The sequence below is a fragment of the Luteimonas aquatica genome (assembly GCF_022662575.1).
Lineage (GTDB): Bacteria > Pseudomonadota > Gammaproteobacteria > Xanthomonadales > Xanthomonadaceae > Luteimonas > Luteimonas aquatica.
In genome coordinates, this window is record NZ_JALBFU010000002.1 from 17,926 (window position 1) to 39,471 (window position 21,546).

The 21,546-nt window shown below is 70.3% G+C and carries 16 protein-coding genes; 10 read left to right on the forward strand and 6 right to left on the reverse strand.

The features are described from left to right. Positions 1-78: 78 nt before the first annotated feature. Positions 79-1,167 carry a D-alanine--D-alanine ligase gene (gene ddlA, locus MD221_RS06215; RefSeq protein ID WP_242108637.1) on the reverse strand — a complete coding sequence of 363 codons (1,089 nt, stop codon included), beginning with the start codon at positions 1,165-1,167 and terminating at the stop codon, positions 79-81. Positions 1,168-1,262: 95 nt separating this feature from the next. Here ddlA and MD221_RS06220 point away from each other — a divergent pair, with 95 nt between their 5' ends. From MD221_RS06220 to MD221_RS06230, 3 genes are read left to right on the forward strand one after another with little or no spacing between them, the layout of a single operon-like run. Then, positions 1,263-1,958 (forward strand): ubiquinone biosynthesis accessory factor UbiJ, encoded by a 696-nt coding sequence (locus MD221_RS06220; RefSeq protein ID WP_242108639.1) that lies wholly within the window; start codon positions 1,263-1,265, stop codon positions 1,956-1,958. After that, complete coding sequence (ubiB, locus tag MD221_RS06225; protein WP_242108640.1) at positions 1,955-3,634, forward strand: ubiquinone biosynthesis regulatory protein kinase UbiB; 1,680 nt, start codon at positions 1,955-1,957, stop codon at positions 3,632-3,634. The genes MD221_RS06220 and ubiB overlap by 4 nt, the downstream gene beginning before the upstream one ends. A gap of 10 nt (positions 3,635-3,644) precedes the next feature. Beyond that, positions 3,645-4,493, forward strand: a complete 849-nt coding sequence (locus MD221_RS06230) for a pseudouridine synthase (RefSeq protein ID WP_425602230.1) — start codon at positions 3,645-3,647, stop codon at positions 4,491-4,493. Here the strand turns inward: MD221_RS06230 and MD221_RS06235 are convergent. Both MD221_RS06235 and MD221_RS06240 read right to left on the reverse strand, forming a co-directional pair. Further along, positions 4,459-5,037, reverse strand: coding sequence for a hypothetical protein (locus MD221_RS06235; protein ID WP_242108641.1), 579 nt, complete (start codon positions 5,035-5,037; stop codon positions 4,459-4,461). The two genes, MD221_RS06230 and MD221_RS06235, sit on opposite strands and share 35 nt — an antisense overlap. A gap of 92 nt (positions 5,038-5,129) precedes the next feature. Further along, positions 5,130-5,684, reverse strand: coding sequence for a DUF2059 domain-containing protein (locus MD221_RS06240; RefSeq protein WP_242108642.1), 555 nt, complete (start codon positions 5,682-5,684; stop codon positions 5,130-5,132). Positions 5,685-5,778: 94 nt separating this feature from the next. Between MD221_RS06240 and arfB the strand changes: the two genes are divergently transcribed. From arfB to dcp, 6 genes are all read left to right on the forward strand, one after another. Continuing rightward, the gene (gene arfB / locus MD221_RS06245; protein ID WP_242108643.1) at positions 5,779-6,195 is read left to right on the forward strand and encodes an alternative ribosome rescue aminoacyl-tRNA hydrolase ArfB; all 417 of its coding nucleotides are present in this window, start codon (positions 5,779-5,781) and stop codon (positions 6,193-6,195) included. A gap of 58 nt (positions 6,196-6,253) precedes the next feature. Further along, entirely contained in the window at positions 6,254-6,880 is a 627-nt protein-coding gene (locus MD221_RS06250; RefSeq protein ID WP_242108644.1) for a lysophospholipid acyltransferase family protein, read from the forward strand. Between the two features lie 83 nt (positions 6,881-6,963). Continuing rightward, positions 6,964-12,852, forward strand: a complete 5,889-nt coding sequence (locus tag MD221_RS06255) for an alpha-2-macroglobulin family protein (RefSeq protein WP_242108645.1) — start codon at positions 6,964-6,966, stop codon at positions 12,850-12,852. 39 nt (positions 12,853-12,891) lie between these two features. After that, entirely contained in the window at positions 12,892-13,332 is a 441-nt protein-coding gene (locus MD221_RS06260; protein ID WP_242108647.1) for a hypothetical protein, read from the forward strand. Between the two features lie 103 nt (positions 13,333-13,435). After that, on the forward strand, positions 13,436-15,787 hold the full coding sequence (pbpC, locus tag MD221_RS06265; protein WP_242108649.1) for a penicillin-binding protein 1C: 2,352 nt from the start codon (positions 13,436-13,438) through the stop codon (positions 15,785-15,787). 112 nt (positions 15,788-15,899) lie between these two features. Next, positions 15,900-18,056, forward strand: a complete 2,157-nt coding sequence (gene dcp, locus MD221_RS06270) for a peptidyl-dipeptidase Dcp (RefSeq protein WP_242108651.1) — start codon at positions 15,900-15,902, stop codon at positions 18,054-18,056. Between the two features lie 91 nt (positions 18,057-18,147). Here the strand turns inward: dcp and sigJ are convergent, their stop codons facing one another. Continuing rightward, entirely contained in the window at positions 18,148-19,020 is an 873-nt protein-coding gene (gene sigJ / locus MD221_RS06275; RefSeq protein WP_242108653.1) for an RNA polymerase sigma factor SigJ, read from the reverse strand. Position 19,021: 1 nt separating this feature from the next. After that, positions 19,022-19,453: a carboxymuconolactone decarboxylase family protein gene (locus tag MD221_RS06280; protein ID WP_242108655.1), complete on the reverse strand. Its 432-nt coding sequence runs from the start codon at positions 19,451-19,453 to the stop codon at positions 19,022-19,024. Positions 19,454-19,566: 113 nt separating this feature from the next. Between MD221_RS06280 and MD221_RS06285 the strand changes: the two genes are divergently transcribed. Then, entirely contained in the window at positions 19,567-20,991 is a 1,425-nt protein-coding gene (locus MD221_RS06285) for a nicotinate phosphoribosyltransferase (RefSeq protein WP_242108657.1), read from the forward strand. Positions 20,992-21,036: 45 nt separating this feature from the next. Here MD221_RS06285 and MD221_RS06290 read toward each other — a convergent pair whose 3' ends face one another. Further along, positions 21,037-21,543 (reverse strand): DUF2938 domain-containing protein, encoded by a 507-nt coding sequence (locus tag MD221_RS06290; protein ID WP_242108659.1) that lies wholly within the window; start codon positions 21,541-21,543, stop codon positions 21,037-21,039. Positions 21,544-21,546: the final 3 nt, after the last annotated feature.

Sequence of the window (21,546 nt, forward strand, 5' to 3'; positions counted from 1 at the left end):
CTGCTTCAAAAAAGCAACGTCGGAATAAAAAAGCCCCGGCTTGCCACAGGGCCATGCGCGAAAGCATGAGTAATGCGATCAAACCGAACTGCGCAACGCCGCCTCCGCCGCATGCCGCTCCACCGCCAACTCGATCAGCCGCGTGATCAAGCCGCTGTAGTCCAGCCCGCTCGCCTGCCACAGCTTCGGATACATGCTGATGCGGGTGAAGCCCGGCAGCGTGTTGACCTCGTTGATCACGACGCGGCCGTCCTGGGTGAGGAACACGTCCACCCGTGCCAGCCCCGCGCATTCCAGCGCGCGATAGGCGCGCAGCGCGATGGCGCGGATGCGGTCGTTGGTCTCGGCGTCGATCGCCGCCGGCACCACCACGTCGGCGCCGTGTGCGTTGATGTACTTGGTGTCGTAGCCGTAGAACTCGTCGTGGACCACGATCTCGCCGCAGACGCTGGCCTCGGGCTGGTCGTTGCCGAGCACCGCGCACTCGATCTCGCGGCCGACGATGGCGCCTTCCACCAGCACCTTGTTGTCGAAGGAAAAGGCCAGCGCGATCGCCTCGCCGAACTGCGCCGCGTCGCGCACCTTGCTCACGCCCACCGAGGAGCCCTGGTTGGCCGGCTTGACGAACAGCGGCAGGCCGAGTTCGGCCGCCAAGGCGTCGAAGTCGGCCCGGTCGCCGCGGCGCAGGCACACGAACGGGGCCACTTCCAGGCCGGCATCGCGCATCAGGCGCTTGGCCATGTCCTTGTCCATCGCCACCGCCGAGCCGAGCACCGGCGAGCCGACGAAGGGCAGGTTGGCCATGCGCAGCAGGCCCTGCAGCGAGCCGTCCTCGCCCAGGGTGCCGTGCACGATCGGGAACACCACGTCGATCTGTTCGAGGCTGCGCGCGGGATTGGCCGGCTGCAGCTGCCGCTCGTCGCGTCCGGGCACCATGGCCAGCGACTCGCCGCTGCGGTTGAGGGCGATGCGCGCCGGGTCGTCGGCGTTGAGCAGGAAGTCGCGGGCATCGCTCAGGTGCCACTGGCCCTGCTTGTCGATGCCGATCAGGCTGACCTCGAAGCGCTCCCGGTCCAGGGCGTCGAGGATGTTCCGCGCCGATTGCAGCGAAACCTCGTGTTCCGCCGATTTGCCGCCGAAGATGATGCCGACACGGAGCTTGCTCACGTCGTTCAGGGTCCAGGATGAAGGGAAGGGCGATCTGGCCGGCCATTCTAGCGGGATGGCGCGGACAGCCGCCCGCGCCCGGATAGAATGCGCCGATGGCAGAACCGTCCTTCAACTGGAAACAGCCCGCCGGCCGCGCGCTGGAAGCCGCGCTCAACCGCGCGCTGGCGCTCGACCCGGAAACGCGCGAGGCGCTCAAGCCGCTCGACGGCCGCCGCGTCGCGCTGTCCCTGGAGGCGCCGCCACTGGCGCTGGAGCTGCGGGTGCAGGGCGAGCGCCTGGTGGTCGGCCCGGTGGCGGACGGCGAGGAGCCGGACCTGGCGGTGCGCAGCACCCTGGGCGCGCTCCTCTCGCAGTTGCCGGCTTTGATCGGGAGCGGCCTGCGCCGCGACGACGCGCCGCCGGTCGGGCGGATGCGCGTGTCCGGCGACGCCGACCTGGCGCGGCGCCTGCAGCGGCTGGCCGAGCGCTTCGATCCCGACTGGCAGCGGCCCTTCGCGGCGGTGTTCGGCGACGTGCTCGGCGTGCAGATCGCCAACGGCGTGGCCGCGGCGCTGCGGCAGGCGCAAGCGCTCGGACGCAACGCCGCCGAGAGCGCCGCCGAATACGTCACCGAGGAATCCCGCGACGTGGTGCCGCGCGAGGAGCTGGCCGCCTTCCATGAGGACGTCGATGTCCTGCGCGACGACGTGGAGCGCAGCGCCGCCAGAATCGCCCGACTCCAGCAGGCCTTCGCATCGAGCAGTCCGGCCAGCGACGGCCGGGCTCTTGCGGAGGGACCCGCCCCATGAAGGGCCTCGCCCGCGCCGCCCGCATCGGCCGCGTCCTGCTCCACTACCGTCTGGACGACCTGCTCGACGGCACCCCGGCCGAGCGCTGGCTGAACCTGATGCGGCCGTTCGTGCCGCGCGCCTCGCGCGAGATCGCGGCGCAATCGCGCGGCGCGCGGCTGCGCTGCGCGCTGCAGGAGCTGGGGCCGATCTTCGTCAAGTTCGGCCAGATCCTGTCCACGCGCCGCGACATCGTGCCGCCGGACATCGCGGCGGAGCTGACCCTGCTGCAGGACCGCGTCGCGCCGTTCGACGGCGATGCCGCGCGCAGCATCGTCGAGGCTTCGCTCGGCCGCAGCGTGGACGAGGCCTTCGCGCATTTCGACACCACGCCGCTGGCGTCGGCCTCGATCGCGCAGGTGCATGCGGCCACGCTGCCGCCGGAGCAGGGCAAGGGCGGGGCGCCGCGCGAGGTGGTGGTCAAGGTGCTGCGTCCGAACATCGAGAAGCAGATCGCCGCCGACATCGCCCTGCTCAAGAACGTCGCCAGCCTGGTCGAGCGCACCCATCCCAACGCCGACAAGATCCGCCCGCACGCGATCGTGGCCGAGATCGAGAACACCCTGGCCGCCGAGCTCGACCTGCAGCGCGAGGGCGCCAACGCCTCGGTGCTGCGCCGCTTCTGGCAGGACTCCGACGATCTCTACGTGCCGGAGCCGATCTGGAGCCACACCACCGAGCGCGTGCTCACCCTGGAGCGCGTCTACGGCATCCCGAGCGACGACATCGCCGCGCTCGATGTCGCCGGCATCGACCGCAAGGCGCTGGCGGCCAAGGGCACGCGGGTGTTCTACGCGCAGGTATTCCGCGACAACTTCTTCCACGCCGACGCCCACGCCGGCAACATCTGGGTGGACGTCGATCCGGCGCGCAAGAAGAACCCGCGCTTCATCGCCCTGGATTTCGGCATCATGGGCCAGCTCTCCGACGAGGACCAGTACTACCTCGCCGAGAACTTCATGGCGATCTTCAACCGCGACTACCGCCGCATCGCCGAGCTGCACGTGCAGGCCGGCTGGATGCCGGCGCACAGCCGCATCGACGAGCTGGAGGCGGCCGCGCGCACGGTCTGCGAGCCGTACTTCACCCGGCCGCTGTCGGAAATCTCGCTGGCCGAGGTGCTGATCAAGCTGTTCCGCACCGCGCAGCGCCACGAGCTCACCCTGCAGCCGCAGCTGATCCTGCTGCAGAAGACCCTGCTCAACATCGAGGGCGTCGGCCGCCTGCTCGATCCGGAGCTGGACATCTGGAAAGTGGCGCGCCCGGTGCTGGAACGCATCATGATCGAGCGCTACAGCCCGCAGCGGCTGATGGAGCGCTTCCGCAAGGGCCTGCCGGAGCTGGTCACGCACGCGCCGGAAGTGCCGCGCCTGGTGCATGCCTGGCTGGAGCAGCAGGTCAACGGGCGGCACGAGCTGTCGCTGCGCTCCAAGGACCTGTACGAGCTCACCCAGACCATGAAGGGCATGCAGCGGCGCACGGTCTCGGCGATCCTCGGCACCGGGCTGCTGATCGCGGCCGCGGTGCTGTACGCGCTCGATGCCGGCGGCATGCGCCTGTTTTCCGTCCCGGTGGCCGCCTGGGTGGCCGGCCTCGGCGGTCTGTGGGCGCTGATCGCGGCATGGCCGCGAAGGTGATGCGGCGTTGATGCGGATCCCTGCGCCGGAGCCCGGCCATCCTGCGCCGGAGCCCGGCCATCCTGGGCCGGAATTCTCAGCGCAACCGCCAGCTGACGTCGAAGAAACCCCGTCGCTGCAGGCCCTGTACTGCGACGAAAGCCTCGCCGTGGTCGACAAGCCGGCCGGGCTGATGGTGCACGACAGCAAGCTGGCGCGCGGGGAAACCGACTTCGCCGCCGATCGGCTGCGCGAGCAGTTCGGCAGGCCGATCTTCCTCGTGCACCGGCTCGATCGCGCCACCAGCGGCTGCCTGCTGCTGGCCTTCGATCGCGAGACCGCCTCGCTGCTGGGCAAGGCGCTGATGGCCGGCGGCATGGAGAAGCAATACCTGGCCGTGTGCCGCGGCTGGCCGGCCGAGGCCGAATTCGTCGTCGACCATCCGCTCGACGGCGGCCCCGGCAAACCGGAGAAGAAGCCCGCGCGCACGCGCTTCGCGCGCCTGGCGACGACCGAGCTGGAGATCGCCAGCGCGCAGTTCGCCACCTCGCGCTACGCGCTGCTGCAGGCCTGGCCGGAGACCGGGCGCTTCCGCCAGATCCGCCGCCACCTGAAGCATCTCTCCCATCACCTGATCGGCGACAGCAGCCACGGCGACGGGCGGCACAATCGCGCCTTCCGCCAGCTGGGCATCCACCGCATGCTGCTGCACGCGCAGCGGCTCGCCTTCGAGCACCCGCACGGCGGCGCGCGGCTGTGCGCCGAGGCGCCGCCGGATGCGCAGTTCCGGCGCGCGCTGGCCCTGTTCGGAATCGAGACGCGGCCGGGGACCGGCGCGGACGCGGTCAGCGGCTGCGCTGACGCGCCGCCGCGCGGTTGAGTTCGACGTCGAGTTCGCGCCTGGCGTCCTGCAGCGCCGGCATCAGCTGCCGGCCGATGTCGTTCGCGGTGCCCTGCAGGGAATGCATGATCCGCGCGGCGTCGGCATTGTCCAGGTTGCCGAGCCCGGGCATGGCGCCGTTCTGGCCGGAGAACAGCCGGCCCGAGAGGGCCTGGATCTGCGAGCCCTGCAGCGAGAACGCGTTGCCGTTCACGCCGCCGCCCGTGCCGGCATAGGTGCGGCCCAGCCGCTGGCGGATGTTGGCGTTGCCGTAGGCGGCCTCGTAGTCCTGCGGCGGGCGCGTGGTGAGTTCGCGCCATTGCCGGTGCAGCGCGGCGGTATCCACGCCGTAGGTGGCGGCGGACGCTGAGGTGGGCGCCGACGCGCGGCGCGGCAGGATGCGCTGCGCCGGGGCGGCGGGCGCGGCGAAGACGTCGGCGGGGTCGTGACCGGCCGTGCCATCGACCCGCGCCGGATCCTGCGGCGTCGCATGGGCCGCTGCGATGGCGAGCAGGGCGGCCGGGAGCAGCAAAACGCCTTTCATGGCATCGCTCCATTCGGGGGAACCGGCATGATCCGCCTCCGGCCGGGGCGGGTCAAATGCCGCGCCGGCGCGGTTTTTCCCGCGCGCCAGCCTTAGGGGGCGTCCTGCGCGCCGTCCCTGGGCGCGTCTTTTGCAGCCGCCTCGTCCTGGTTGCGCGCGGCGGCCCGGGTCTCCTCGGCGATCTCGCGCTGCATCTCCTGCAGCGCCGGGGCCATCATCTTCTGCACCGCGGCCATGGTGTTGTGCATGAGCTGCGGCATCTTGTCGAGCATCTTCTGCCCGGACGGAGTGCGGTAGAAGGCGATCATGGCGTCCACGTCCTCGGCGTCGAAGGTCTGCCGGTAGACGTCGCGGTACACCGGACCCAGCTTCTCCCAGGACAGGATCTTGCGGATCTGCTCCAGGGATTTGCGCAGCGCGGTGTCGATCGCCTTGTCCTGGTCGGCGGTGAGCGGCTGCTGGGCGCGCAGTTGCTCGATCGTCTGCCGCTGCGAGGCCTCGACCTGCGGCAGGAGCAGGTCCAGGGTCTGGCGCGCGCGGGTGACCTCGAGCAGTTCGTCGATCCTGGCGTCGCTGGGCGGGGCGGCGACGGCCGGAGCGGCGGCCAGGGCGAGCAGGGTGGCCAGCAGGAACGAACGCGGTGACATCGGCAATCCTCCATGACGGAAGACCGTATGGTTGGCGATGCCGCGCGCGGGCGTCAAATCCGGATGTTCACCGCGCGCCGCTACAATCCGCGCCATGGCCGGCCCCCAGATCGCGATCCCCGAGCAGGAACTGACCGAGCGCTTCGTGCGCGCGGCCGGGCCCGGCGGGCAGAACGTCAACAAGGTGGCGACGGCGGTGGAGCTGCGTTTCGACGTGGCCCGCTCGCCCTCGCTGCCCGAGGCCGTGCGCGCGCGCCTGCTGGCCAAGCGCGACCGCCGCATGACCGGCGAGGGCGTGCTGGTGATCAGCGCGCAGCGCTTCCGCACCCAGGAGCGCAACCGCGAGGACGCGCGCGAGCGGCTGGCCGCCTTCATCGAGTCGGGGCTGCACGCGCCCAAGCCGCGCATCGCCACCCGGCCGAGCCGGGCGGCCAAGGCGCGCCGACTGGACGCCAAGCGCGAACGCAGTACGATCAAGCGGGGGCGATCGCGCGGCGGCTGGAACGATTGAGCCGTCGACGAAAGCAGCGGTGCCGATCGATCGGCATCGCCGGACACCGGGGAGAGGCATGAGCGAGACCGAGAGCGACGGGCACCACCACCACGACATCGTCCCCACCCTGCCGCCGAACGTGCCGCAGGTGAAGCGCAACCGGTTCACCCGCTGGCTCGGCCGCAGCATCCTGCGCCTGGGCGGCTGGCGCGTGAAGGGCGCGTTTCCCGACATTCCGAAACTGGTGATGATCGGCGCGCCGCACTCGTCCAACTGGGACGCCGTGTGGGCGTTCGCGGCCAAGGTGGCGATGGGCCTGGACGTGCGCATCCTGGTCAAGGATTCGGTGTTCCGCGTGCCGCTGCTGGGCTGGCTGTGCCGCCGGCTGGGCATGATGCCGGTGGACCGCAGCGCGCCGGCCGGGGTGATCGAGCAGGCCGCGGCGCTGATCCGCGACCGCGAGCGCTTCTGGTACGGCCTGGCGCCGGAAGGCACGCGCAAGCGCGTGGAGCGCTGGAAGACCGGGTTCTGGAAGATCGCCAAGGCGGCCGAGGTGCCGATCCTGGGCATCTACCTGCACTATCCCGAACGCGTGATCGGCATCGGCCCGCTGTTCCATCCCGGCGACGACATGGCCGCCGACATCGCCGCCATCCGCGCCTGGTACCTGCCGTGGGAGGGCAAGCACCACGGCACGCAATGACGCCGCGCAACTGCTAAGCTGCGCGGCAATGCCGGGTGTGGAACCTCCCGGCCCACAACAGTCAGTCGTCGTGTGGGGACACGATGAGCGCCCAGGGAACGGAACCGACCTCGCCATCGCCCGCAGCCGAACCGGACATCTGGCCGGACCGGCTGCTGCGCGCCCTGTTCGGCCGTCTCGACTGGCAGCCGCCGCGCTGGCTGGCGGCCTGGGGCACCAGCTTGCGCGCGCGGCCGATGCATTGGCTGGGCGCGGCCTTCACCCTGATCGCGCTGCTGCTGTGGTGGCACACCAGGCCGCCGGCGCCGCCGCAGCCGGATGCGCTGGAAGTGCGCCTGAGCGAGCCGGCGCGCACCGACTACACGCAGACCCCGCCCAAGCTCTCGCCGCTGCGCCTGCACTTCTCGGCCTCGGCCGCGCCGCTGGAGCGGGTCGGCAAGGCGCCGCAGGGCGTGACGCTGGAACCGGCGCAGCCCGGCGAATGGCTGTGGAGCGACGACAAGACGCTCGTGTTCACGCCGGCCAAGGACTGGCCGATCGACACCGAATTCGAGATCCGCATCGACGCGGCCGCCGCCGTGGCGCCGAAGGTGCGCCTGGTGGCGAGCGAGTTCGAGTTCAGCACCGCCGCCTTCGAGGCGAGCGTGGCCGGCGCCGAGTTCTACCAGGATCCGCAGGATCCGAACCTGAAGAAGGCGGTGTACGAGCTGAAGTTCTCGCACCCGGTCGACGCGGCCTCGCTGGAGAAGCGCCTGGCCTTCACCTACACCGACGGCGCCGGCCGCACCCTGCCGTCGCCGGGCAGGACCCTGGTCTACGACGAGCGCCGGCTCAAGGCCTGGGTGCATTCGGCGCCGCTGTCGATCCCGGAGAACGGCGGCGCCCTGTTGCTGGAGATCGATGCCGGCGTGGCCAGCACGCTGGGCGGCGAGGGCAGCGCGGAAAAACTGTCTTCCAGCGTCAAGCTGCCCTCGCTCTACAGCGTGACGCTGGACGGGATCGACGCCACGCTGGTGGAGAACGACCGCTACGAGCCCGAGCAGGCGCTGGTGCTCACCTTCAACCAGGCGCTGCGCGACAGCGACGTGACGCGCGCGGTCGAGGTGCGATTGCTGCCGGAGAAGAATCCGAAGATTCCCGCCAACCGCCAGTCGGGCCTCTACAGCTGGTCCTCCTCGGAGGTGGACGAGGCGATCCTGAAGCAGTCGGCCCGGGTCGCGCTGACGCCGCTGCCGGCCGAGCGCGAGTTCGTGGAGACGCACAGCTTCAAGTACCAGGCGCCGCCCCGGCGCTATCTCTACGTGCGCGTGGCCAAGGGCCTGAAGTCCTTCGGCGGCTTCATCCTCGGCCAAGCCAGCAACGAGGTGCGGCAGGTGCCGCCGTACCCGGAACTGCTGCGCTTCGTCGGCGAGGGCGCGCTGCTGTCGCTGCGCGGCGAGCGCCGCGTGAGCATCGCCGCGCGCAACGTGCCCGGGCTGCGCCTGGAGATCGCCCGCGTGCTGCCCGGCGCGCTGCACCAGCTGGTGCAGAACAACAGCGGCGACTACGCCAATCCGAGCCTGGACTACCTCGACGAGGACAGCCTGGTCGAGCGCGAGGAGACTCGGCGCACCTTCCCGGCGAGCGGCTCTGATCAGAACAGCGCGTCCAAGACGCGCTACGAAGGCATCGACCTCGGCAGCTACCTCGCGCCGGGCAAGCGCGGCGTGTTCCTGCTCAGCCTGCGCGGCCTGGACAAGGAGGACGCGGCCAAGACCGCCGAACAGACCCTGGCCGACAACGCCGGCGAGGAGCAGGACCGCCGCCTGGTGGTGCTCACCGATCTCGGCCTGCTCGCCAAGCGCGCCCTGGACGGCAGCCGCGACGTGTTCGTGCAGTCGATCGCCGCAGGCACGCCGGTGGCCGGCGCGCGCGTGCGCGCGATCGCGCGCAACGGCGAAACCCTGGTGGATGCGGTCACCGACGCCGGCGGCCACGCGCGCCTGCCGGCGCTGAAGGCCTTCGTGCGCGAGAAGAAGCCGGTGATGCTCACCGTGGAGCAGGGCGCCGACCTGTCGTTCCTGCCCATCGACGACGACGGCCGCAACCTCGACTACTCGCGCTTCGACATCGGCGGCGAGGAGAACGCACTCGAATCCGGCGCGCTGAAGGCGCACCTGTTCTCCGACCGCGGCCTGTACCGGCCCGGCGACACCGTGCACCTGGGCCTGATCGTGCGCGCCGCCGACTGGACGCGCCCGCTGGCCGGCTTGCCGCTGGAACTGGTGGTGACCGATCCGCGCGGCGCGGTGGCGCGGCGCGAACGGCTGAGCCTGGGCGAGGCCGGTTTCGAGGGCGTGGACTTCACGCCCGCCGAAAGCGCGGCCAGCGGCACCTGGAATGCGGAACTCTTCCTGATCGGCAAGGACGACGAGCGTACCGCCATCGGCAGCACCACCGTGCAGGTGCGCGAGTTCCAGCCCGATTCGATGCGCGTGCAGGCGCAGTTCTCCGCGCAGGCCTCCGAAGGCTGGGTGAAGCCGGACGGCCTGAAGGCGGTGATCCATGCCGAGAACCTGTTCGGCACGCCGGCCCAGGAGCGCCGCGTGGAGGCGAGCATGGTGCTGCGCCCGGCCTTCCCCGGGTTCGCGCGCTGGCCGGGCTGGGACTTCTACGATCCGCAGCGCGCCAAGGAGGGCTACGACGAATCCCTCAGCGACGCCAAGACCGATGCCGAGGGCAAGGCCGAGATCGCGCTGGGCCTGGAGAAGTACGCGCGCGCCACCTATCAGCTCAGCCTGCTGGCGCGCGCCTTCGAGCCGGGCAGCGGGCGCAGCGTCACCGCCAGCGCGACCACGCTGGTCTCCAGCAACGATTACCTGGTCGGCATCAAGAGCCAGGACTCCCTGGACTACGTCGCCCGCGGCGGCAAGCGCGCCGTGCAGCTGGTCGCCATCGGCCCGGACGCCCGGGCGCGCGCGGTGGACGGCCTGCACGCGGTGCTGATCGAGCGCCGCTACGTCTCGGTGCTGACCAAGCAGGATTCGGGCGTCTACAAGTACGTCTCGCAGCTGCGCCTGGACGATCGCAAGGACACTCCGCTCGCCTTCGCCGCCGCCGCGCAGTCCTATGCGCTGGCCACCGACAAGCCGGGCGACTTCCGCCTGGAGATCCGCGACGGCGCCGGCAACGCGCTCAACCGCATCGACTACAGCGTGGCCGGCGCGGCCAACCTGACGCGCGCACTGGAGCGCAACGCCGAACTGACGCTGTCGCTATCCAGGCAGGACTACGCGCCGGGCGAGGAGATCGAGATCAGCGTGCGCGCGCCCTACGCCGGCGCCGGCCTGATCACGCTCGAGCGCGACAAGGTCTACGCGCACGCCTGGTTCAAGGCCGACACCACCAGTTCTGTGCAGCGCATCCGCGTGCCGGCCGACTTCGAGGGCAACGGCTACGTCAACGTGCAGTTCGTGCGCGACCCGGATTCGGACGAAGTGTTCATGAGCCCGCTGTCCTACGGCGTGGCGCCGTTCCGCGTGAACCGCCAGGCGCGCACCCAGCCGCTGAGCGTCGAGCTGCCCAAGGTGGCCAAGCCGGGCGCCGACATCCCGCTCACCATCAAGACCGAGGGCCGCGCGCGCGTGGTCGCCTTCGCCGTCGACGAGGGCATCCTGCAGGTGGCGCGCTATCGCGTCGGCGATCCGCTCGACACCTTCTTCGCCAAGAAGATGCTGCAGGTGGACACCGCGCAGATCCTCGACCTGATCCTGCCCGAGTTCAGCCGTCTCACCGGCATGGCCGCGCCCGGCGGCGACAACGGCTCGGACCTCGCCAAGAACCTCAACCCGTTCAAGCGCAAGAGCGAGAAGCCGGCCGTGTGGTGGTCGGGGCTGGTGGAGGTGGACGGCGAGAAGACGCTGCACTTCAGCCTGCCCGACCATTTCAACGGCAAGGTGCGCGTGGTCGCCGTGGCGGTGACGCCGCAGAAGATCGGCCTGCTGGAAACAAGCATGCTCTCGCGCGGCGATTTCGTGCTCACGCCGACCCTGCCCACGCACGTGGCGCCGGGCGACGAATTCGAGCTGCCGATCGGCGTGGCCAACACCGTGCCCGGCGCCAAGGCGGCGCTGCCGGTGACGGTGAGCCTGCAACTGCCGCCGTCGCTGCAGGCGGTGGGCGATGCCAAGGCCGCGTTGACGCTGGCGCCCGGGCGCGAGGGCACGGTGCGCCTGCGCCTGCGCGCCGGCCAGCGGCTCGGCGCCGCCGCGGTGACGATGCTGGCGCAGTCGGGCCCGTATCGCGCCCAACGCCGCATCGAGCTGTCGGTGCGCCCGGCCGTGGCGCTGCGCCAGGACTTGCGCGTCGGCCATACCGGCGCGCGCCTGGACCTCAAGCAGTTGCGTCCGATGTACGACCAGCTGGCGCAGCGGCGCATCGCCGCGTCGAACTCGCCCTTCGTCGCCGTCGACGGCCTCGCCGCCTACCTCGGCAGCTACCCGCACCTGTGCACCGAGCAGATCGTCAGCGCGGCGATGCCGGCGCTGCTGAGCGGCGCGCATCCGGAATTCGCGCTGATGCCGGCTGACCAGGCGCGCGGCGCCACCGACAAGGCGCTGGGCGTGCTGCGCTCGCGGCAGAACGCCGACGGCGGCTTCGGCTTGTGGCTGGCCACGCCGGACGTGGACCCCTTCGTGTCCGCCTACGCCACGCTGTACCTGGTGGAAGCGCGCGAGCGCGGCCAGGGCGTGCCGCAGGACCTGCTCGATACCGCCAACCGCTACCTGCGCGGCATGGCGGGTGATCGCGCATTGACCTCGGTCGCGGGCCTGCGCGCCCGCGCCCTGGCCGTGTACCTGCTGATCCGCCAGGGGCAGAACGCCAACAACCTGCTGGCCGGCGTGCGCGAGCAGCTTGACGGCAACTTCCCCAAGCGCTGGCAGCAGGACGACGCCACCGCGATGCTGATCGCCTCCAGCCATCGCCTGCTGCAGCAGGACAAGCCGGCGCAGGCCCTGGCGGCGGGCGTGTTCGCACGCGTGAACACGCCCAAGGCCGGCGCGTTCGCCTATGCCGATTACTACGATCCCGGCATCGCCCAGGGCTGGTCGCTGTATCTGCTCTACAAGCATTTCCCGGAACAGGCCAGGCGCCTGGGCGCCGGCGCCATCGACCGCCTGCTCGCGCCGATGCGCGAGGACCGCTACAACACGCTGTCCTCGGCCTTCACCCTGCTGACGCTGGAGGCGTACGCCGCCACCCAGCCGCAGTCCGCGCCTCCGGGCCTGGAAGCGGTGGGCGCCGACAACCGTGCCCGCGCCATCGGCGAGGTCGCCGGGCTGCTGCGCCGCGCCGAGTTCGCCGGCGGCGACCGCAGCCTGCGCGTCGTGCCGGCGGCGGGCACGACCGCCTGGTACGCGCTCGCGCAATCGGGTTTCGACCGCAAGCCGGCCCCGGCCGTGCAGGACAAGGGCCTGGAGGTCGTACGCGAGTACGTCGACGATGCCGGCAAGCGGCTGACGGACGTGCCGCTGGGCAAGGAAGTCACCGTGCGCCTGCGCGTGCGCGCGCTGGGCAATCGCAGCTACGGCAATATCGCCATCGTCGACCTGCTGCCCGGCGGCTTCGAGACGGTGATGCAGACCGCGCCGGCCGCTTCCGGGTCTTCGTCGGAAGAGGGCGAGGAGGAATGCGAGGAGGAATGCGGCGAGGAATCGTCGGAAGACACCGGCTCGGGTCCGCCGGCGGCGACGCTGGCGCTGCCGGAATCGACCTTCGACGCCGAGCATGTCGAGCCCCGCGAGGACCGCGTGCTGCTCTATGGCGCCATCGGCGCCGAGGCCAGGGAGTTCCGCTATCGTATCCGCGCCGGCAATGCCGGCCGCTTCGCGGTACCGCCGATCTATGCCGAATCGATGTACGAGCGCGGCGTGTACGCGCAGGGCGCCGCCGGCACGGTCCTGACCGTGCGCGCGCCTCAGACCAATCCTTAGTTCCGGAACCGCAAGATGCGCTGCTTGATTGTTCTCCCCGTGTTGCTGATCGGCACGATGCTGCTGCCGCGGACCGCCGAGGCGGGCATCTACAGCGACGACCTCGCCAAATGCCTGGTGGCGCGGACCAGCGACGACGAGAAGATGTCGTTGGCGAAATGGATTTTTTCGGTGATCTCGGCGCATCCGGGCGTGGCCTCGATCGCGACCGTCGACGACGCCAGCCGGGAGGCGGCCTCCAGGGACACCGCGGCCATTTTCGAAAAGCTGTTGACCGAGTCGTGCAAGGAGCAAACCACCCTGGCCATGAAATATGAGGGGACGGCCGCGCTCAAGGCGAGTTTCAAGGTCCTGGGCGAAATCGCCATGACCAGCCTGCTCACCGAACCCAAGGTCGCGGCCGAATCACAGGGGTTCGTGAAATTCATGGACGAGGCCAAGCTCAAGACCGTGTTCGGCGAGGCGCAAGCGGGCGATTGATCGTCCTGCGATCCGGGCCCGTGCTGCAAAGATGGACGTGAGGTCGGATCACGCCGCGTCCGCTCCGGCCGGTTCCGTTCGGCGCTGGCGCTGGCGGCGCCGGATGCTCGGTGCGATCGCCGCTGCGATCCTGCTGCTCATCGCGCTTCGCCTGTATCCGCATCCGCCGTTGTCGCAGGGATTGCCGCAATCGATTGCGGTCGAGGACCGGCAGGGCCGCCTGTTGCGCCTGGCCCTGGCCGACGATCAGCGCTATCGGCTGTGGGTGCCCCTGGAAGGCATCGCCCCGGGCCTGGTGCAGGGCACGCTGCTGCACGAGGACGCCTGGTTCTACCTGCATCCGGGCGTGAATCCGGTCAGCCTGCTGCGTGCGGCCTGGAGCACCTACGCGGGCGGCGGCGCGCGCATCGGCGGCTCCACCCTCACCATGCAGCTGGCGCGCCTGCGCTGGCGCCTGGACACGCGCACGCCGCGCGGCAAGCTGGTGCAGATCGGGCGCGCGCTGCAGCTGGAGCTGTGCTATTCCAAGCACGACATCCTCGAGGCCTACCTCAACCTCGCGCCCTACGGCGGCAACGTCGAGGGCGCCGGCGCGGCCAGCCTGATCTATTTCCGCAAGCCGGCTTCCGCGCTGACCTTGCCCGAGGCGCTGACGCTGGCGGTGCTGCCGCAGGCGCCGACGCGGCGAGGACGCCTGCAGGCGCGCGCGCGCGATGCCGGCTACGCCAGCGCCGGGCTGTCGGCCGCGCGGGCGCGGCTGTACGCGCGCTGGCGGGAACGGCACCCGGCCGGCGGCGCGCAGGCCCAGGATGCGCAGGACGCGCTGATGGCGCTGCCGCTGACGCTGCGCCCGCCGCGCTCGCTGCCGTTCGCCGCGCCGCATTTCGTCGACCGCGTGCTCGCCGAGCGCAGCCTGCATCCCGAGACGGGCGCGCGGCTCTCCACCACGCTCGATCTGCGCCTGCAACGCCTGCTCGAGGAGCGCGTGCGCATGCACCTGCAGCGGATGCGCCGCCTCGGCCTGCGCAACGCCAGCGCGATGCTGGTGGACACCCGCGACATGGGCATCCGCGCCCTGGTCGGCTCGGCGGACTATTTCGACGCGGACATCGCCGGCCAGGTCAACGGTGCGGCCGGCAAGCGCTCGCCGGGCTCCACGCTCAAGCCCTTCATCTATGCGCTTGCGCTGGACCAGGGCGTGCTGCATCCGGCCACGGTGCTGCGCGACGTGCCCAGCGCCTTCGGTCCGTACACGCCGGAAAACTTCGACGGCCGCTTCCTCGGCCCGGTGACCGCGGCCGATGCGCTGGTGCGCAGCCGCAACATCCCCGCCGTGACGGTCGCGGCGCAGCTGCAGCAGCCCAGCTTCTACCAGTTCCTGCGCGATGCCGGCATCGCGCGCCTGGCCAGCGAGCGCCACTACGGCCTGGCGCTGGTGCTCGGCGGCGGCGAGGTGACGATGGAGGAGCTCGCGCGCCTGTACGCGATGCTCGGCAACGACGGCCTGCTCAAACCGTTGCGCTGGCGCGCGCAGGATCCGGCTTCCGGCGGCACCGCGCTGCTCAGCCCGGAGGCCGCCTTCATCGTGCGCGACATGCTGCTGCGCAATCCGCGCCCGGACATCGGCACGGCCAGCGGCGTGCGCGAGTTGCCGGTGGCGTGGAAGACCGGCACCTCGTGGGGCTTTCGCGACGCCTGGAGCGCGGGCCTGGTCGGCCCGTACGCGCTGGTGGTGTGGATGGGCAACTTCGACGGCTCGGCCAATCCCGCGCTGGTCGGCGTGGACGCGGCCGCGCCGCTGTTCTTCTCCATCGTCGACGGCCTGCGCGCGGTGCGCGGCGCGGACGACCTGCGCGAGCCGCCACGCCGCTGGCCGCTCAATCTCAAGCGCGTGGAGATCTGCCGCGCCAGCGGCGACCTGCCCAACGCCTGGTGCCCGCAACGCGGCTGGACCTGGTTCATCCCCGGCAAGTCGCCGATCCGCGTCAGCACCGTGCATCGCGCGGTGGCGGTGGATCGTGACACCGGCCGCCCGGCCTGCGGCCGCATCGACCCGGCGCGCGTGCGCATGGAGGTCTACGAGTTCTGGCCCACCGATCTGGCCCGCGTCTTCGCCCAGGCCGGCATCCCGCGCCGGGCGCCGCCGGCCGGCGCCGACTGCGCCATCGACGACGGCGGGCTGGGCGCGGCGCCGCGCATCCAGTCGCCGCTGCGCGCTACGCGCTACACGCTGCGCCTATCGCGCCCGCAGCAATCGGCGATCGCGCTCAGCGCCAGCGTCGATGCCGGCGTGTCGCGGGTGTTCTGGTTCAGTGGCGGCAACTACATCGCCACCACCCGGGCCGGGGAGAGCGCCAGCTGGACGCCGCCGCAGGCGGGCCTGTTCCGCCTCTCCGCGGTGGACGACCACGGCCGCGCCGATACCCGCGACGTGGAGGTCGCGATCGCGCGCTAGCCGGGGCCGCGCGGCTTTCCTGAACGCCGCCATCAACCAATTGCACATGCTGCGCTCAGCCAAGGGGCGCTAGGCTGCGCCGTTTTCCGCTCGACCGTAGCCTGGAGTCCCCATGACGCGTCATCTCGCGCTCGCCGCCGCCGTCACCCTTGCGCTGGCCGCCTGCAACCAGCAGGCTCCGGAAGGCAAATCCGCCGAATCCGAAGCCAAGCCCGCCGCCGTGACCCCCGCCAGCGACAACCCCCTGCTCAGCGCCAGCACGCTGCCCTTCCAGGCGCCGGCCTTCGACAAGATCAAGGACGCCGACTACCTGCCCGCTTTCGAGGCCGGCATGCAGCAGCACCTGGCGGAGATCCGCAAGATCGCCGACAACGCCGAGGCGCCGACCTTCGCCAACACCTTCGAGGCGATGGAGCGCAGCGGCCAGACCCTCGCGCGCGTGAGCCGCATCTTCTTCGGCCTGGTGCAGGCCGACACCAATCCCGAGCGCGAGAAGGTGCAGAAGGAGGTCGCGCCGAAGCTGGCCGCGCACCAGGACGAGATCAACCTCGATCCCAAGCTGTTCGCGCGCGTGCAGTCGCTCTACGACAAGCGCGCGACGCTGGGCCTGGACGCCGAGCAGCTGCGCGTGGTCGAGCACACCTACGACGAGTTCGTACGCGCCGGCGCCAAGCTCTCCGATGCCGACAAGGCGACGCTGCGCAAGCTCAACGTCGAGGAGACCACGCTGGCCACCGACTTCCACACCAAGCTCGTCGCCGCGGCCGCCGCCGGCGCCGTGGTGGTGGACGACAAGGCCAAGCTCGACGGCCTGTCCGAGGGCGACCTCGCCGCCGCCGCCGAGGCGGCCAAGGCGCGCAAGCTCGACGGCAAATGGCTGCTGGCGCTGCAGAACACCACGCAGCAGCCGGTGCTGTCGTCGCTGAAGGACCGCGAGATGCGCGCCAAGGTCATCGAGGCCTCGGAGACCCGCACCGAGCACGGCGACGCCAACGACACCCGCAAGATCGTGCAGCGCCTGGCGCAGCTGCGCGCGCAGAAGGCCAAGCTGCTCGGCTTCGAGAACTACGCCGCCTACAGCCTCGGCGACCAGATGGCCAAGACCCCGGACAAGGCGCTCAAGCTGCTCTCCGACACCGTGCCGGCCGCCACCGCCAAGGCGCGCGGCGAGATCGCCAAGATGCAGGCGGTGATCGACCAGCAGAAGGGGAATTTCAAGCTTGCCGCCTCCGATTGGGACTTCTACGCCGAACAGGTGCGCAAGGCCGAGTACGACCTCGACGAATCGCAGATCAAGCCCTACTTCGAGCTCGACAACGTCCTGCAGAACGGCGTCTTCTACGCCGCCAACCAGCTCTACGGCATCAGCTTCAAGGAACGCAAGGACATCCCGGTCTACAACCCGGACATGAAGGTCTACGAGGTGTTCGACAAGGACGGCAGCTCGCTGGCGCTGTTCTACACCGACTACTTCAAGCGCGACAGCAAGTCCGGCGGCGCCTGGATGGACGTGTTCGTCGAGCAGGACGCCCTGGCCGGCACCAAGCCGGTGGTCTACAACGTCTGCAACTTCACCAAGCCCGCGCCGGGCCAGCCGGCGTTGCTGAGCTTCGACGACGTCACCACCATGTTCCACGAGTTCGGCCACGCCCTGCACGGCATGTTCTCGAACGTGAAGTACCCCTCCATCGCCGGCACCAGCACCTCGCGCGACTTCGTCGAGTTCCCCTCGCAGTTCAACGAGCACTGGGCGACCGACCCGAAGGTCTTCGCCAACTACGCCAAGCATTACAAGACCGGCGAGGCGATGCCGGAGGCGCTGGTGGAGAAGATCAAGAAGTCGCGCACCTTCAACCAGGGCTACGCCACCACCGAATACCTGTCGGCCGCGCTGCTCGACCTGGCCTGGCACACCCTGCCGGCCGACGCTCCGGTGGAAGACGTGGACAAGTTCGAGGCCGACGCGCTCAAGCGCTTCAAGGTCGACCTGCCGGAAGTGCCGCCGCGCTACCGCACCACCTATTTCGACCACATCTGGGGCGGCGGCTATTCGGCCGGCTACTACGCCTACTTCTGGTCGGAGGTGCTCGACGACGACGCCTTCGAGTGGTTCAAGGAGCACGGCGGCCTGACCGCCGAGAACGGCCAGACCTTCCGCGACAAGATTCTCTCGCGCGGCAACACCGTCGAGCTGGCCAAGCTATACCGCGACTTCCGCGGCAAGGATCCGAGCGTGGAGCCGTTGCTGGAGAATCGCGGGCTGAAGTGAAGGTCCGGCGCGAACGATCTGGCGCAATACGCACGGGCGGCCCATGGCCGCCCGTTGCGTTTGCGTCCCCGGGACAGGCGATGCCGCGCGTTCAGTGGATCGCCGTCTCGCCCAGCCGCGCCATCTTGTCCGGATTGCGCATGACGTAGATGCCGGAGATGCGGCCTTCGGGGTCGTAGGAAAAGGACACCACGGCCACCGTCGTCCCGTCCTGCTGCAGCAGCAGACCGCGGCTGCCGTTGATGGTGGCCGCCACCCAGCGGAAATCGGACCACCAGGCGTGCAGGCGGTCGGCGATGAACGCCAGCACGTCGCTGCGGCCCTCCACCACCTGGCGGAACGCCGAAGCCTTGCCGCCGCCGTCGGCGGAGACGCGGATGTCGTCGGAGAGCATGTCGGCGAAGCTCGCGACCGAGCCGCTGACCACGGCACTCTCGAACGCGGCCAGCAACTGCTCCTGGCGCCGGACCGGCACCACGTTGCGCACCCGCGCCTGCTCGATGTTCTCTCGTGCGCGCGAGACCAGCTTGCGGCAGGCCGGTTCCTGGATGTCCAGCGTCCTGGCGATCTCGCTGTAGTCGACGTCGAAGATCTCGTGCAGCAGGTAGGCCGCGCGCTCCTTGGCCGTCAGCCGCTCCAGCATCAGCAGGAAGGCGGTGCCGATCGAGGAGGCGAGGGCGTCCGCGTCGTCGTCGCCGGCGGTCTGGATCGGCTCGGGCAGCCAGGTGCCCACGTACTGCACGCGGGTCCTGTGTGCCGAACGCAGCAGGTCGAGGCAGCGGCGGGTGCAGGCGGTGGTCAGCCAGGCGCCGGGATTGTCGATGGCGGCGTGGTCGGCGTCGCGCCATTTCAGGAAGGTGTCCTGCACGGCGTCCTCGGCGTCGGCGTGCGAGCCGAGGATGCGGTAGGCCAGCCCGAGCAGTTGCGGCCGGGCCTGTTCGAACGGGGCGAGGTGCGCTTCCATGTCAATGGCAGGAGATCTGCATGCGGTTCCAGAGATTGATCATCGCCACTTCGGCCGTCAAGGCGGCGATTTCCTGGTCGGAGAAATGCCGGCGCAGCGCCGCGCGCATGGCGGCGTAGTCGGCCTCGCGCTCGAGCAGCGTCAGCGCCTCGGTCCAGGCCAGTGCCGCGCGCTCGCGCTCGCTGTAGTCGCTCATGTGCCGCCAGCCGACCAGCCGGTCCAGGCGCTCGTTGCTTTCGCCGTTCTGGCGGGCCTCGCGGGTGTGCATGCGGATGCAGAAGGCGCAGCCGTTGATCTGCGAGGCGCGCAGGTGCACCAGGTCGCGCAGGGTGCGGTCGAGGCCGTGGCTCTCGATCAGGGGGTGGACGGCCGCGAAGTAGCTCAGCACGTCGGGAATCTGCTGGTAGTAACGGATGGTCTGGGTGTCGCTCATGGGGGGTCTCCGGTAGGTGGGCGTTGCCCTGTTACCGGTACGACGATCCAGCCGCCGCGGTTGTGACATCCCCATCGCGCATTCCAAGCCCGTCCGCGCAGTATGCTAGCGACATGCGATGCCTCGACAACCTGCTGCTCAATACCGACAGCTACAAGGCCAGTCACTGGCTGCAGTATCCGCCCGGCGTGGACGCGACGTTCTTCTATGTGGAATCGCGCGGCGGCATCTACGACCGCACCGTGTTCTTCGGGTTGCAGGCGATCCTGAAGGAATATCTGGCCAGGCCGGTCACCCATGCCGACGTGGACCAGGCGCGCGAGGTCTTCGCCGCGCACGGCGAGCCGTTCAACGAGGCCGGCTGGCGCGACATCGTCGAGCGGCATGGCGGCCTGCTGCCGATCCGCATCCGTGCGGTGCCCGAGGGCAGCGTGGTGCCCACGCACCAGGCGCTGATGACCGTCGAATCGACCGATCCGAAGGCGTTCTGGGTGCCCTCGTACCTGGAGACGATGCTGCTGCGCATCTGGTATCCGGTGACGGTGGCCACCATCAGCTGGCACGCCAAGCAGACCATCCGCCAGTTCCTGGAGCGCAGCAGCGACGATCCGCAGGGGCAGCTGCCCTTCAAGCTGCACGATTTCGGCGCGCGCGGCGTCTCCAGCGTGGAATCGGCCGCCATCGGCGGCGCGGCGCACCTGGTCAATTTCCTCGGCACCGATACGGTCTCGGGACTGCTGCTGGCGCGCGCGCACTACCACGAGCCGATGGCCGGCTTCTCGATTCCCGCCGCCGAGCACAGCACCATCACCAGCTGGGGACGCGAGCACGAGGTCGAGGCCTACCGCAACATGCTGCGCCAGCTCGCCAGGCCGGGATCGATCGTGGCCGTGGTCTCCGACAGCTACGACATCTACCGCGCGATTCGCGAGCATTGGGGCATCACGCTGCGGGACGAGGTCATCGCCTCCGGGGCCACGGTGGTGATCCGTCCCGACTCGGGCGATCCGGTCTCGGTGGTGCACCAGTGCCTGGAGCTGCTGGACGAGGCCTTCGGCCATACCGTCAACGGCAAGGGCTACAAGGTGCTCAACCACGTGCGCGTGATCCAGGGCGACGGCATCAATCCCACCAGCATCCGCGCCATCCTCGAGCGCGTGACCAGCGCCGGCTATGCCACCGACAACGTCGCCTTCGGCATGGGCGGCGCCTTACTGCAGCAGCTCAACCGGGATACGCAGAAGTTCGCGCTCAAGTGCTCGGCCGCGCGCATCGACGGCAAGTGGATCGACGTCTACAAGGATCCGGTCACCGACCGGGGCAAGCAGAGCAAGCGCGGCCGCATGACCCTGCTGCGGCATCGCGAGTACGGCAGCTATCGCACCGTGCCGGTGTCGCCGGAGGCTGCCTCGCTGGCCGACGTCGAGAAGCCGCTGGGCTACGACGATGCCATGGTGACGGTCTGGGAGGACGGCAAAATCGTGCAGGACTGGACGTTCGCGCAGGTGCGCGCCCGCGCGGACGCCGAGCGGCTGTAGGCGAAAAGCCGGCGGACACCGGCGATGCCGGCGTCCGCCGCGAAATCAGGATCGGATCAATACCGCCGAAAGCAGCGCCGACACATACAGGCCGATCCCGAAAACCGCGTGTGTCGCCAAGCTGCGCAAGCGTGCCTGGCCGGGGCGCGACATCTTCGATGCGGCGATGCCCGCGCCCAGGCCCGGTTGCAGCACGAAGAACGGAAACACCACCGTCAGCAAACCGAACGCCAGCGCTGGCGGCGCGGTCGGCAAGCGCGCCCACGGCAGGCCCTGCGCCGCGATCAGCGCGGCGGCGAAGACGATGCCGACGGCGTAGTGCGCCGCCCAGCCCAGTGCGCGTTCGCCATGCACGGGCGCGGCGGTGGCGATGCTTTCGTGGACCAGGCGTCCGCGCGGCAGATGCCCCAGCCAGCGGCCGACCAGGCCCCAGTCGAGCGGGCGGATGCCGAAGAACTGGCGCAGCGCCAGCGCCCAGAGATCGATGACGGCGGTGGCGCCGATGCCGATGAATGCCGCGCGCGCGGCGAATTCGTGGACATCGGCGCCCATTGC